The sequence below is a fragment of the Streptomyces sp. NPDC050164 genome (genome assembly GCF_044459945.1).
GTDB classification, from domain to species: Bacteria; Actinomycetota; Actinomycetes; order Streptomycetales; family Streptomycetaceae; genus Streptomyces; species Streptomyces coeruleorubidus_A.
Map to the genome: position 1 here is coordinate 80449 of NZ_JBITJK010000008.1, position 13287 is coordinate 93735.

At 72.8% G+C, this 13287-nt stretch carries 12 protein-coding genes; 9 read left to right on the forward strand and 3 right to left on the reverse strand.

The genetic code is table 11. The features are described from left to right. Positions 1-38 precede the first annotated feature (38 nt). The 3 genes from ACIBNA_RS14640 (at position 39) to ACIBNA_RS14650 (ending at position 4088) form a co-directional block, all read left to right on the forward strand. Positions 39-1367 carry a serine hydrolase domain-containing protein gene (locus ACIBNA_RS14640; protein ID WP_399165574.1) on the forward strand — a complete coding sequence of 443 codons (1329 nt, stop codon included), beginning with the start codon at positions 39-41 and terminating at the stop codon, positions 1365-1367. A gap of 73 nt (positions 1368-1440) precedes the next feature. Beyond that, a complete protein-coding gene (locus tag ACIBNA_RS14645) occupies positions 1441-3330 on the forward strand; it encodes a glycine-rich protein (RefSeq protein ID WP_399165575.1) in 1890 nt (629 codons plus the stop codon). 209 nt (positions 3331-3539) lie between these two features. After that, on the forward strand, positions 3540-4088 hold the full coding sequence (locus tag ACIBNA_RS14650) for a tellurite resistance TerB family protein (RefSeq protein ID WP_399165576.1): 549 nt from the start codon (positions 3540-3542) through the stop codon (positions 4086-4088). 13 nt (positions 4089-4101) lie between these two features. On the opposite strand, the gene ACIBNA_RS14655 is transcribed toward ACIBNA_RS14650, so the two are convergent. Then, positions 4102-5007 (reverse strand): serine hydrolase, encoded by a 906-nt coding sequence (locus ACIBNA_RS14655; RefSeq protein ID WP_399165577.1) that lies wholly within the window; start codon positions 5005-5007, stop codon positions 4102-4104. After that, complete coding sequence (locus ACIBNA_RS14660) at positions 5004-5999, reverse strand: LysR substrate-binding domain-containing protein (RefSeq protein ID WP_399165578.1); 996 nt, start codon at positions 5997-5999, stop codon at positions 5004-5006. The genes ACIBNA_RS14655 and ACIBNA_RS14660 overlap by 4 nt, the downstream gene beginning before the upstream one ends. A gap of 85 nt (positions 6000-6084) precedes the next feature. Here ACIBNA_RS14660 and ACIBNA_RS14665 point away from each other — a divergent pair, with 85 nt between their 5' ends. From ACIBNA_RS14665 to ACIBNA_RS14690, 6 genes are all read left to right on the forward strand, one after another. After that, positions 6085-7719 (forward strand): penicillin-binding transpeptidase domain-containing protein, encoded by a 1635-nt coding sequence (locus tag ACIBNA_RS14665; protein WP_399165579.1) that lies wholly within the window; start codon positions 6085-6087, stop codon positions 7717-7719. A gap of 14 nt (positions 7720-7733) precedes the next feature. Further along, on the forward strand, positions 7734-8690 hold the full coding sequence (gene bla / locus ACIBNA_RS14670) for a class A beta-lactamase (protein WP_399165580.1): 957 nt from the start codon (positions 7734-7736) through the stop codon (positions 8688-8690). A 73-nt stretch (positions 8691-8763) separates the two neighbouring features. Then, on the forward strand, positions 8764-10158 hold the full coding sequence (locus ACIBNA_RS14675) for an IS4 family transposase (protein ID WP_399165581.1): 1395 nt from the start codon (positions 8764-8766) through the stop codon (positions 10156-10158). Positions 10159-10256: 98 nt separating this feature from the next. Beyond that, a complete protein-coding gene (locus tag ACIBNA_RS14680) occupies positions 10257-11027 on the forward strand; it encodes an alpha/beta hydrolase family protein (protein WP_399165704.1) in 771 nt (256 codons plus the stop codon). Between the two features lie 125 nt (positions 11028-11152). Beyond that, complete coding sequence (locus ACIBNA_RS14685; protein ID WP_399165582.1) at positions 11153-11518, forward strand: DUF952 domain-containing protein; 366 nt, start codon at positions 11153-11155, stop codon at positions 11516-11518. Positions 11519-11539: 21 nt separating this feature from the next. Beyond that, complete coding sequence (locus ACIBNA_RS14690; protein ID WP_399165583.1) at positions 11540-12256, forward strand: DUF4328 domain-containing protein; 717 nt, start codon at positions 11540-11542, stop codon at positions 12254-12256. Here the strand turns inward: ACIBNA_RS14690 and ACIBNA_RS14695 are convergent. Beyond that, complete coding sequence (locus ACIBNA_RS14695; protein ID WP_399165584.1) at positions 12253-13131, reverse strand: putative RNA methyltransferase; 879 nt, start codon at positions 13129-13131, stop codon at positions 12253-12255. The two genes, ACIBNA_RS14690 and ACIBNA_RS14695, sit on opposite strands and share 4 nt — an antisense overlap. Positions 13132-13287 lie beyond the last annotated feature (156 nt).

The window sequence follows — 13287 nt, forward strand, 5'->3', positions numbered from 1 at the left end:
ACCCCGACCTTTTCAAACACCGAGGAAGGGGAAGGCCGTTGCGTATCGCCCGGCTTCTCGGAACCGTCCTGGGCACCACGTTGCTGGCGACCACCGCCGTACTGACCGCACCCGCTCACGCCGGCCCGGCCGCGCCGCCCGCGGGGCCCGTGGACCGCACGTCGCTCGACAGAGCCGCCTTGCGCGACTCGCTGGACGCCATCCACGAGGCGGGCATGTACGGCGTGTTCTCGTCCGTCAGGGACGGCGGCGAGCGGTGGACCGGAGCGTCCGGCCTCGCCGACGTGGCGACCGGACGTCCGGTCGCCCCGGGCATGCGGCACCGGGTGGGCAGCATCAGCAAGACCTTCACCTCCGTCGCCCTGCTCCAGCAGGTGGAGCGCGGCCGCATCCGGCTCGACGCGCCCATCGGCGACTACCTCCCCGACCTCATACCCGGGGAGCGCGGCCGGCAGATCACCGTCCGTATGCTCCTGAATCACACCAGCCATATCGGCGACTACGTCGTGGGTGCCTTCCCCTCCCTCGCCGAGGGCTCGACCGCCAGCCTCGACGAGGAGCGCTTCCGCTCCATCCGCCCCGGGGAACTCGTCCGGCTGGGCCTCGCGGCCCCCGCCACGGGACGCCCGGGCGAGCTGCCCGGCTCGTACTCCAACACCAACTACGTCATCGCCGGGCTGCTCCTGGAGAAGGTCACCGGCCAGAACGCCGAGAAGCACATCACCCGCAACGTCATCGACCGGGCCGGGCTGCGCCACACGTCCTTCCCGCGCACCCCGTACATCAAGGGCCCGCACCCGCGGATGTACGAGTCGTTCTACGGCCTGATCGACCCGCCGCGCGACTACAGCGTCTACGACATGTCCTGGGCGTACACGGCGGGCGCGGTCGTCTCCACCACCGACGACCTGAACCGCTTCTACCGCGCCCTGCTCGGCGGGAAGCTGGTGGGCAAGGCCTCCCTGGACGAGATGACGCGCACGGTCCCGGTGAGCGGCCTCGACTACGGCCTCGGCATCTACTCGCTGGAACTGCCCGGCTGCGGCCGCTTCTGGGGCCACGACGGCGCGGTGTTCGGCGCCGGCATGACCGCGCTGTCCAGCCGGGACGGCAAGCGCCAGGTGGCTTTCGCGCAGAACCTGATGAAGTACCAGAGCCTCGACGACGACGGCTTCCCGCAGCCGCACGCGATCGACGACGCCCTCTATACGTACGTCGTCCGCGCCCTCTGCCCGGCCGACTCCGGGTCCGCTCCCGGGGCCGGTCTCGCGAGCCCGGACGCCCGTGACGGGCTGAACAAGCGGTTGCCCGGAATCGACCATTCCCAGTTGACCAAGGGTCTCAGGTTTGATCAGCTGTCCAACTAGTCTTGTTCGATTCTGATCGAGCGTTTCATGGCTCCCTGGGGGGGAGCTTGTGACAAGTTGGGGAGTTTCCTTGATGCATCACGATTCCGTCGTGCTGCGCCGCGCCAGACTCCGGCGCGGCGCGGCGGCGCTGACCTTCGTGGCGTTGACCGCCGGCACCGCCCTGACGGGCGTGCCGGCCGCCACGGCCGCCGGCAGCGCGGTCCTCGCCGGGAAGACCTGCACGCCGACGGCAGGCTTCTCCGGCTGCCGGCTGTTCGATCCGACGAGCGCCCGCGAGGAGTTCCAGGTCCCGGCCGGCGTCACGGCGCTGGACGTGCGGGCCTGGGGCCAGGGCGGCGAGGGCACCCCCTCGGCCAACGGCGGCGCGGGCGGCTACACCGCGGGCACGCTCCGCGTCACGCCCGGGGAGCGGCTGTCGCTCGCGGTCGGCGTCCAGCGCTTCGGTGACGCGCTCGGCGGCGCGGGCGGCGGCAAGGGCGCCGCGGTCGGCGGCAACAGCAGCGGCGTCCGCACCAGCGACGGCAAGCCGCTGCTCATCGCCGCCGGTGGCGGCGGTGGTGGGTACGGCAGCCCGGAGTCCGGCCACGGCGGCCCCGGCGGCGGCGAGCGCGGCCAGGACGACACCGAGTCGGAGCGCGGCGGCAAGGGCGCGGCCGGTGCAACCGGCGGCGCGGGCGGTGGCAACGGCTCCTCCGGCGCCGACGCCTCCGCGGACGGCAAGGGCGGTGCGGGCGGCTCCGGTTCGGGCGGCGCAGGCGGTGGCGGCGGCGCCGGCTACGCGGGCGGCGGCGGTGGCGGCGGCACGGACGACGCCCAGGGCGTGGTCGGCAGCGGCGCGGGCGGCAGCGGCTACGTCGACCCGGACCGGGTGACCGGCGCCCGGCTGCTCAGCGGCAAGCGCACCGAGGCCCCGGCCAAGACCGACCCCTTCTGGCAGGCCTCCGGCGAGCCGGTGCGCGGCGGCATCGCCGAGGGCGGCGTCAACACCGACCGCGCCGGCCACGGGCGCATCGTGTTCCAGTGGAAGACCCCCGCGATCGCGGAGCTGACCCAGGTCTCCGGGGCCGGCCAGACCGTCCAGCCGGGCGGCGGCGCGGACCCGGTGGCCGTGGCGGCCCGGGACAAGGCCGGCGACCCGGTCGAGAACGCCTCCGTCACCTTCACGATCGAGGACCCGGACAAGCTGGGCGCCTTCTTCTTCATCAAGGACGGTGCCGACACCACCGAGCTGGCCGTGCCGACCGACGCGCGGGGCCGCGCCCAGTCCGCGCCGCTCCAGGCGGGCATCGGCAAGGAGGGCGAGTTCACGGTCCGCGCCGAGGCCGACGGCGCCTCGACGGTCTTCACCGTGAAGGTGAAGAAGTCGTCCTACACCGTGACCGTCGCGGGCGGTGACGACCAGCAGGCCGAACAGGGCAAGGACTTCGAGGAGGCTCTCCAGGCCCGCGTGGTCAGGTCGGGCGCCGCGGCACCGGCCGGCACGGAGGTCGAGTTCCGGGTCGAGGACGACAGCGACGACGCCCCCCGCTTCGAGGACGGCGAGCAGGTCGTCCGCGTCAGGACCGACGACTGGGGCAGGGCCACGGCCCCGACCCTGACCGCCGGTGAGGGCACGGGCACGTACACGGTCGCCGCGTCGGTCGGCGACGCCATGACCCAGTTCGCGGTCGAGGTCGTCGCCGGTGACGGGCCCTCGGCGTCCCCGAGCCCCACGGCCGGCCCGAGCGCCTCGGCCGACCCGAGCCCGTCGCCCAGCGCGAGCACCTCGGGCACGACCGGCGGCACCGGCACGTCGACCACGGGCGGCACGTCGACGAACCTCGACAGCGGCAGCCTCGCCTCGACCGGCGCCGGCGGCATCGGCCTCCTCCTCGCGGCAGCCGCGGCCCTGGCCACGGCGGGCTTCGCGGCGTTCCGTCTCGCCCCGCGCCTGAGGCTCCGCTCGCGCGACGACGCGTGACGCGGCGGCACAGCGCCTGACACCACGTCACCGCGACTGCCCGCACCCGGTCACCGGGTGCGGGCAGTCGCCGTTTCGGCCGCCGGAGAAGCAGGTGGCGAGAGAGGGGCGCGTTTTGCGGAACCTTTGCCCGGGGGTCGGGCGTTGATCCGGTGAGCGCGCGGGAGCGGGTTCGCGAGATGACTTCCGACGAATACCGAGGTGACTCAATGGCAGTCTGGGACAAGCTCAAGGACCAGGCCAAGGCTCTCCAGCAGACTCAGGGCGGGCGTGGCGCCACCGGTGGGCACAGCGGGGGGACGCGGTCCGGCGGCGGCAGCAAGGCCCAGCTGATCGGTGTGCTGAAGACGCAGCTCGGCTCGCTGAAGACCGAGTTGAAGAGCGGTGCGTACCGGGACGCGAGCATGGCGGTGTGCGCGCTGGTCGCGGCGGCCGACGGGCAGGTGGATCCTGCCGAGCGGCAGCAGGTCGAGTCGATGATCCTCAGCAACGACGTGCTCCAGAACTTCCCGCCGGAGCAGCTGCGGCAGCGTTTCAACAAGCATGTGGACCAGCTGACGATGAACTTCCAGCACGGCAAGACCGAGGCCATGCAGGAGATCGCCAAGGCCGCCAAGAAGCCCACCGAGGCCCGGGCCGTGATCCAGACCGGCATGGTCATCGCCGGTGCCGACGGCCACTTCTCCCAGGCCGAGGCGGCCGTCCTGCGCGAGGCCTGCGCGGCGCTGGGGCTGTCTCCGGCCGAGTTCCAGCTCTGAGTCCCAGCTCTGATCAGCGACCCGGACCGGCCCCTCTCGGGGCCGCCCGGGGAGCGCGCAGGGCGTCCACGGCCAGGCGGGCCGCCGTGCCGATGACCGAGTCGGCGGCGGGCTGAAGGGCGGAGGTGCGGGCCGTGCGCGTGAAGACGGCTACGGCGTAGCGCCCCCCGTCGGGGTACTCGACGACCCCGACTTCGTTGCGCACGGTCGGCAGACTGCCCGTCTTGCCCGCCACATGGACGTCGTCGAAGGGGAACCCGGACGCCAGCCGGTGCGGCCACACCTGCAGTCCGAGGACCCGGCGGATGGCCGCGCCGTGCTCGGGCGTGCACGCCTCGTCGCGCCAGACGGCGGCGAGCAGACGCGTCATGTCGCGCGGGGTGCTGTGGTTGGTGCGGGCCGGGTCCAGCGCCCGCAGCCGGGCGACGACGTGCGGGTCGGCCAGCGACCGCGCGCCGCCGGGGCCGGCGTCCTCCTTGATGGTGGCGAGGAGTTCGCCGAAGGTGTGGACGGCGTACGTGCGGGTGAGGCCGAGGCGGGCCGTGGTGCGGTTGACGGCGTTCAGACCGACGCGGGCCAGCAGCAGGTCGGCGGCGGCGTTGTCGCTGATGGACATCATCAGATAGGCGAGGTCGCGCAGCGACAGCCGGGCGCCGTCGAGCATGGCGGCGAGTCCCGTCGGGCCGGTGGTGCGGCCCTCGGTCGGGCACTCGACCTGCTCGGTGAGGTCCAGGATCCCCGCCGCGGCCTGCTCGTGGAGCGTGACGAGCAGACAGAGCTTGTGGACGCTGGCGGTGCAGACCGGTTGGTCCGCCCCGGCGTCGAGCTGCGCGCCGCTGTCGATGTCGACGGCGTGCAGCCGGCCGGTGACCCCGGCGTCGGCGAAGGCCGCGTGGATGCGGGCGAGGGCGTCGGTCAAAGCCAGTACTCCGATGCCGGGCGCAGGTGCAGCGGGCGGGAGGGCAGGTCGGGGGTCGCGTCGGCGGTGGTGCGCAGCGCGTGTGTGGCGGCCTCGGCGAACGCGGACACGGCGGCGTCCCCGCGCCCTGTCGGCCAGGCGACGGAGTGCCGCAGGGCCAGCGGGGCGCCGGTGAGGGGGCGCCATACGACGCCCCTTTCGGTCCGTTCCGTGTCCACGCCCTCTGCGCCCTCTTGCGCGTGCCCGTGCGTGTCCCGCGGGCTGAAGGCCACCGCCTCCGTGGACAGCACCAGTCCGCGGACGAAGCTGGCGCCCAGGGCGTGGCGTACGGCGGGCGGGGTGTAGCCGTTGCGGGCGCAGGTGGTCAGCAGGTCGTCGTAGACGGCGGGGGCGCCGGCGCGGGGGAAGAGGATCAGGTCGTGGCCGGTGAGGGAGGCGAGCGGTACCTCGTCGAGCCCGGCCGCCGCGGCGCCGCGGGGCAGCAGCACGCCCAGTTCGCGCCGCAGCACCGGGCCCAGTTCGAGCCCGGAGACGTCACAGGGGTGGTGGATGAGCCCGACGTCCAGCTCGTGCGCGGCGAACCGCTCCAGTTGCTGGGCGGTGGACAGCTCGTGCAGCTCCAGCTCCAGGCCGCTCGTGCCCGCGCCGGTGAAGCCCGCCAGCAGTGCGGCGACGGTCTCCCCGGAGAGGTCCGGCGGCAGCGCGGCACGCAGCAGGCCGGTCTCGCCGTCCCGGATGCGGCGCGCGGTGGCCATGAACGCCTCGGAGCGGGCGAGCACCTCCCGGGCCTCCGCCAGCAGCAGCGCCCCGGGCTCGGTGAGGGCCACCTGCCGGCTGGTGCGTTCGAAGAGCCGGACACCCAGGTGCCGTTCCAGGCGCTGGATGCGCTGCGAGAGCGGCGGCTGGGCCATGCCCAGACGAGCTGCGGCACGGCCGAAGTGTGACTCTTCTGCAACAGCCACGAAGCACTCCAAGTGCCGCACCAGGTCCACGAGCAGGAAGCATATCCGGTTGGTATTGATCCGAGATCGATACAGGTCTTGGACAAGGTGCCCGGGCCGCTGCTGTTCTCGGCGCATGGATCACCACGACTACACCAGCGTCACCACCGGGGGCCGGGGGCCCCGCCGGACGGCCGTGCGGGCCGTCACCGCGGGCGCGGTGGTGCTGGCCGTTGCCGCGGGCGGGGCGTTCGCGGCCGGTCTCGGTCCCTTCGAACGGGACACCGGGCCCGACCCCGCGGCCGGCAAACAGGCCCGCGCGTTCCTCGCCGACTGGGCCGCCGGCCGGCTGCCGAGCGCGGCCGGCCGTACGACCAGTCCCGGCACGGCACAGCGGGTGCTGGACAGCTTCACCACCGGCCTCGACATCAGCGGACCGAAGCTCAGGGCCAAGCCGGCGGCCGAGGGCGAGGACGGCACGGTCACCGTCCCGTTCACCGCCCGGATGCCCGTCGAGGGCCTGGGCACCTGGACCTACGAGTCGAAGCTGCCACTGCGCGAGCAGAGCGACGGCAGCTGGAAGGTGGACTGGAAGCTGTCCCTCGTCCACCCGCGCCTGAGCGACACCGACAAGTTCCGCCTCGAACGCGAGGAGACGAAGCCACCGGAGGTCACCGACCGGGAGGGAACGGCCCTGTCGGGTGCGGAGTTCCCCTCCCTGGCGCCGGTCATGGCCCGGCTCGGCGGGGGCGGCGAGGGCACAGGCCCGCGCGGGGCGATCCACCTGGTCGACCGGGCCACCGGGCAGGTCGAGCGTACGGAGGCCAGGTTCGGCGCGCGGACGGTCAGGGACGAGGGCCCGGTCCGCACGACCCTCGACGCCGGCTGGCAGGCCGCCGCCGAGAAGGCCCTCGCCGCCCACGCCGACGGCAAGAACGCCGCCCTCGTCGCCCTGCGGATCGACGACGGCGAGATCCTGGCCGTGGCGAACTCCCCGTCGTCCGGCTTCAACCGCGCGCTGTCCGGCACCTACGCGCCCGGCTCCACCTGGAAGATCGTCACCAGCAGCGCCCTGCTGCTCAAAGACGCCGTCGCACCCGGCGACGTGGTGGACTGCCCCAAGTACCTCACGGTGGGCAAGCGGTTCCAGAACGTGGAGCTGTCCGAGCACCCGGGCGCCACCTTCCGCAAGGACTTCACCGAGTCGTGCAACACCGCGTTCATCAGCCTGCGCGACCGGCTCGACGACGGGGAGCTGGGCGACGTGGCCCGCAAGTACTTCGGCGTCGGTCAGGAATGGCACGTCGGGGCTCCCTCGTACGACGGCTCGGTGCCGGTGCCGAAGGACGAGACGGAGAAGGCCGCCTCGATGATCGGGCAGGGCCGGGTGCAGGCCAACCCGCTGATCATGGCGTCCGTCACCGCGACGGCCGTCTCCGGCACCTTCCACCAGCCCTCGCTCACCGAGGGGAACGAGGACACGACCAGCACGACCCCGCTGCCCCAGGACGTCGTCGCCCAGTTGCGCGAGATGCTGCGCGCCACCGTCACCGACGGCACCGCGAAGGTCCTCTCCGACCTGCCCGGCGAGATCGGCGCCAAGACCGGCACCGCCGAGGTCTCCGACGACCAGGACAACAACGGCTGGCTCGTCGCGCACCGCGGCAACGTCGCCGTCGCCTGCGTCGTCGAGGAGGGCGTCACCGGCGGCGGCTCCGCCGGACCCGTCGTCCGCGGTCTGCTGGCCGCCGTCCCCGGCGATTCCGAGTGAAAGGAACACCACGCATGCCCGTCGACGCGCCCGCCTCCTCCCGCCGTGCCTTCCTGGCCGCCGCGGCCTCAATGCCCCTCACCGGCTGCGGCACGGCCGGCCGGGACACCGACCGCGCCGGCCGGACCACCACGACCACCCGGCCGAGCCCGGAGCCGAGCCGTCGCACCCCCGCCCCACCCGTCCACCGCCCCCGCCTGGCGGACCTGGAGCGCGAGTACGGCGCACGCGTCGGCGTCTACGCCCTCGCGACCGGCACCGGCGCCACGGCGATCCACCGCGCCGACGAGCGCTTCGCGTTCTGCTCGGTCTTCAAGGCCCTGGCCGCGGCGGCGGTCCTGCACCACCGCTTTCTCGACGGCCTGGACCGGCGCGTCACCTACACGCGGGCCGACCTCGAGTCGACCACGCCGATCACCGGACGGCACGTCGCGACCGGCATGACCCTGCGCCAACTCTGCGACGCCGCCGTCCGCCACAGCGACGGCACGGCCGGCAACCTGCTCATGCGCGACCTCGGCGGCCCGGCGAAGCTCACCTCCTATCTGCGCGGACTCGGCGACACCGTCAGCCGCATGGACCACTACGAACCCGAACTGCACGACGTACCACCTGAGGACCCCAGCGACACGACCACCCCCCGCGCGATCGCCACCGACTTCCGCAAGCTGCTCCTGGGCACCGCCCTGCCCGCCGGTGAACGCGCCCTGCTGACGGACTGGCTCTCGCGCAACGCCACCACGGTCGGCGCCCGCCGCATCCGGGCCGGTCTCCCCAAAGGCTGGCAGGTGGCCGACAAGACCGGCACGGGCAACTACGGCAGGGCCAACGACATCGCGATCGTCCGCCCGCCCCGCACCGAACCGCTCGTCCTGGCCGTCATGACCGACCGGCCCGGCTACGACGCCGAACCCTCGGACGCCCTCATCGCCGAAGCCACCGCACGGACCGTCACCGCCCTGGGGCCCTAGAGGCCAATGCAGTTGCTTTTGAGCTGCGGAGGTCGTTGCCCCGCGTGTGACGGGGTGGGGCGCAGGCCAGCGTGTGCGGATCGGGATCTTGACGAAGGTGTTCACCGCCGAGCTGGTGGACGCGGCGATAGCCAAGCACGGCCGAGCCGAGCAGCGCCGTCGCCTTTTGCCGGCACGGCTGGTCGTGTACTTCGTCCTGGCCCTGTGTCTCTTCGCTCGGGAGTCGTACGAGGAGGTGCTGCGGCTGCTGACCAGCGGCATCCCGGGGAGCCGGGCCATCGCGCGGGTGAACCGGTCGTCGTTGTGCCGGGCGAGGGCCCGGCTCTGGGAAGACGTGCTGGAGACCGTGTTCCGACAGGTGGTCCGGCCGCTCGCCACGCCGGACACGCCCGGTGCGTGGTGGCGGGGGCTGCGGCTCCTTGCCCTGGACGGCACCCAGTTCGATCTTCCGGATTCGACGAGCAACGGCGACACCTTCGACGGCCCCTCCACCACCGGCGGCGTCCCTTTCGGATTCCCCCAGGTCAGGGCGGTAGTTCTGGCCGAGATCGGAACGCACGCAATTCTCGATGCCCGCCTGGGCGGCTACCGCGACGGTGAACGCAGTCTCGCCTACCCACTGGCCGGCTCCACCGGCCCCGGCGACCTGGTCATCGCCGACCGCGGCTTCTGGTCGGTCGAGTTCGCTCACGTGTTCACCGTGGCGGGTGCGGATTTTCTGGTCAGGCTCCAGTCCAACCACCTCGGCACCGCCCAGGAACAACTTCCGGACGGCTCGTACCTGTCGATGGCGCGACCGGGCAAGGAGGTCCGGCTCCGCGCCGCGCGAGAGGGCCGAACCCTGCCCAAGCACGTGATCTACCGGGTCATCACCTTCGCGAAGGACGACAAGGTCGCCTACCTGGGCACGACACTGCTCGATCCCGAGCACTACCCGGCCGCCGAGCTGGTCGCGCTCTACCGCGAACGCTGGGAGATCGAGCTCGCCTTCGACGAGATCAAGAACCACCTCGGCCCTGGCGGACCGATCAGGTCCCGCACGCCAGAAGGCGTCCGGCAGGAACTGTGGGCCTATCTCGCCGTCCACCACGCGATCCGCCAGTTCGCCCACACAACCGCGCTCGCCCGCCCACCTGTGGACGCGGACCGTATCTCCTACCTGAAGTGCGTCCGCATCATCCGCCGCAGCATCCCGGCCCAGCTCGGAGCGACCACCGCCAGGCTCACCCGTTCCTTCACCGAGGCCGGGCGGGAGGCACGCGCACGTCTTCTCCCGGCCCGGCGCAATCGGGACTGCCCGCGCGCGATTAAGAAGCCGAACCGATGGCCGGTGCTGAGGACCCGCGCCAAACGCGGCACTGTGCAGCCAGGCCGCTGGGCCCACAACCCGACCGCGAAACCGAAGAGCACCCGCCGGGCTGGAAGACCAGCACTCAGGACAGGCGACCTCCCTACGATGTCGCCATGATGATCTCTGGACAGGGACAGCCGCTGATACGTGTCCTGCACGACGAGTCCCGACGTGACCTGCGGGATCCGACTCGTCCGCGCCCTGTCCGTCTTTACCTGTGGGAGCCGAGCCGCCGCCCACAGGCTGCACCCGCTCCGCTTGTCGTCGTCTCTCACGGCACCGGAGGTTCGGGCAGCAACATGGAGTGGCTGGTACGACCGCTGCGCGAGGCGGGTTTCCGGGTTGTTGCCCTTGATCACCACGGCAACAACTACGTCGACGGCTACGAGCCGGAGGGCTTTCTCCACATATGGGAACGGCCCCGGGACGTCTCCTTCGCGCTCGAAGCACTCGCCCCGGAACAGCTGCTTGGTCCGGTCGGTGTAGCGGGTTTCTCCCTCGGCGGTTACACGGCGGCGGCCCTTGCCGGGGCCCGTGTCGATCCGCAGATCCTGTGGGCTGTGCTGACGGGAACGATCCCTCTGCCGGAGATCCCCGAGTTCCCCGGCGCGCTGGACGCGCTGCGGAAGAAGTATCCACTGGACGAGTCGTCACGACGTGCGCTGGATGCCGCCGCAGCAGACCTCTCGGATCCCCGAGTGCGGGCGGTCTTCCAGGTAGCCCCCGGAGTGGGCAGTCTCGTGACCCCGGAAAGCCTGGCAACCGTGCGGGTGCCTGTGGGCATCCGCTGGGGTGGAGCAGACACGGTCAACCCGTACGACGTCGACACCAAGCCGTACCTGGAGCACATTCCCACAGCGAGTGGTGGCTCGGCCGGCCCCAATGTCCGCCACGACGACTTCTTCGCCCCGGAACCTGCCGACCCGACTGTCCGCGTTCGGGTCGGCAGGGAGGCGGCCGCCTTCTTCCAACAGCACCTTGGCTGATACCTCGGAGGACACGCCGTCGGCGTAGAGCACGGGGCTACCAGCGTTGAGCAACGGCCACTGGCGCTAAGGCAACTGCATTGGCCCTAGAGGCCCCCGGGCCCCCGGTGGCCTATAACGGGGCCATGATCTACCACTCCATACCGCTCACCGACTGGAACGCCGCCCCCGACGGTCCGTACGCCCCCGCCTCCCTCGCCGAGGAGGGCTTCGTGCACTGCTCACCGGACGAGCCGACCACGCTCGCCGTCGTCAACGCCTTCTACCGGGACGCGCCCCGGCCCCTGCTGGTGCTCGCCCTCGACGAGGCCCGCCTCACCGCGCGGGTGGAGTGGGAGGCGGCGGCCCCCGCCCCGCCGCCCGGGGTCGCCGAGGACACCCTGTTCCCGCACGTGTACGGCCCCCTCGACCGGGACGCCGTCGACCACGTCCTCGAGGTGCGGTGGGACGAGCGGGGCCGGGCGGTGGGACTGGGGGACAGGACCGGGTGAGCGGTACGACAGGATGACCGGGTGAGCGATCAGGACACTCCCTTCACCGACAAGGCCCCCGCCTCGGCGCCGGGCCCCGCCCTGCGCCCGGTGCGTGGCGCGGCCCGCCGCGCCATCGCCCTGCTAGCCCTCGCCGCGCTGGCCTGGACGGCCCGGGCGGTCTGGCACGTCCGGCTCGCCGTGACCGGGCAGCCGGCCTCCGGCCCGCCGGACCAGGGAGGCGGCCAACACCGCCCGCTGACCGCCCTGGAGGACTCCTACCACCAGGTCAGCTCCATGGGCGGCGCCGTCACGCTGCTCTGCGCGCTCGCGTTCCTGCTCTGGCTGGACCGCGTCCGCGACAACGCCCGTGCCCTCTCGGGCGCGGAACCCCGGTACGGATACCTCTGGCTCTTCCTGGGCTGGATCATCCCTGTCGTGAACCTGTGGATACCCCGGGGCATCGTCGCGGACGCCCACCGGTCCGTCTTCCCCGACCGGCGGCTGCCGGCCGTCGTGAACTGGTGGTGGGCCCTGTGGCTGGCCGGCCTGGCCGGCGGTGTGGGCCTGATCTACACCGACTCCACGGACGAGGTCATCGCCCGCGCCTACACCGCCGTCCTGCCCCTGCTCGCCGCCGACATGGTGATCGTGGCGGCGGCCGGGACCGCCGCCCTCATGATCCGCACGCTCACCACCGCGCAGCAGCGGCGCATGGACGAGACCCCACCGACAGGGCGCCCCGGGATCGCTCCCTAACGCCCCCGCGGCCGGTACACCGACGCGACGAAGGAAGCCGTCACCCGCACCGGCACCGCCAACTCCGCTATACGGTGCCGCAGTTCCGCCTCACCGACGTGACGCGCGGCCGGGCTCATGGTGACCAGGCCGGTGATGTCCTCGGCGGTGAGGCTCATGGCGTACTCCAGCGACTCGGCGCGCTCGTGCCGGAAGCGGTACGCCAAAGTCCGGTGCAGGCGCTCCTCCTTCCTGGGATCGACCGCCAGCAGCCCCACGGACCGGCGCAGTTCGCGCAGGTGCCGGTCGCTGGGCGTGACGACGAGCAGGGCGCCGTCCGGCCGGAGGACACGGTGAAACTCCGGCCCGTTGCGGGGCGCGAAGACGTTGAGCACGAGGTGGGCGCAGCCGGAGCGGACGGGCCACGGCTGCCAGACGTCCCACCCGGCGGCCTCACCGCGGGCGTGGGCGCGGGCCGCGGCGCGCAGGGCGTGGGCCGAGCTGTCCAGCCCGAGCCCCAAGGCCCCGGGGAGCGCGTCCAGGACTGCCGCGAGGTAGTGACCGGTGCCCGCCCCGGCGTCCAGCACGACCGCGTCGGGCGGGGCGAGTTCCGCGGCGAGCCTCGCGAGGGTGCGGGCGAGCGGGTCGTAGTGCCCGGCCCCGAGGAACGCGCTGCGGCACCTGACCATGTCGGCGGAGTCGGCGCTCGCGGCACGCCGGTGGCCGGTCAGCAGACTGACGTATCCGTGGCGGGCGATGTCGAAGGTGTGCCGGCCCGCGCACCGCAGCGCACCGTCGGCGCGCTCCAGGCCCGACGGACACAGGGGGCAGGTCAGGACGGTCAGCAGCCGGTCGGAGGGCCGGCGTCGGCCGGTTCCCGGATGGATGGTCGGCATGAAAATGCTCCTCGACAGCTCGGCGGGCCAGAAGGGCTGGGCCGAGCCGGATGCAGGCGGTGAACGGCGGGTCATCGGCGCCCGCGCACGGCGGGTACGCCGAGGACGGCGACGTGACCTGGTCACGTCGCCGTCCTCACCGCGGTGTCAGAGGAA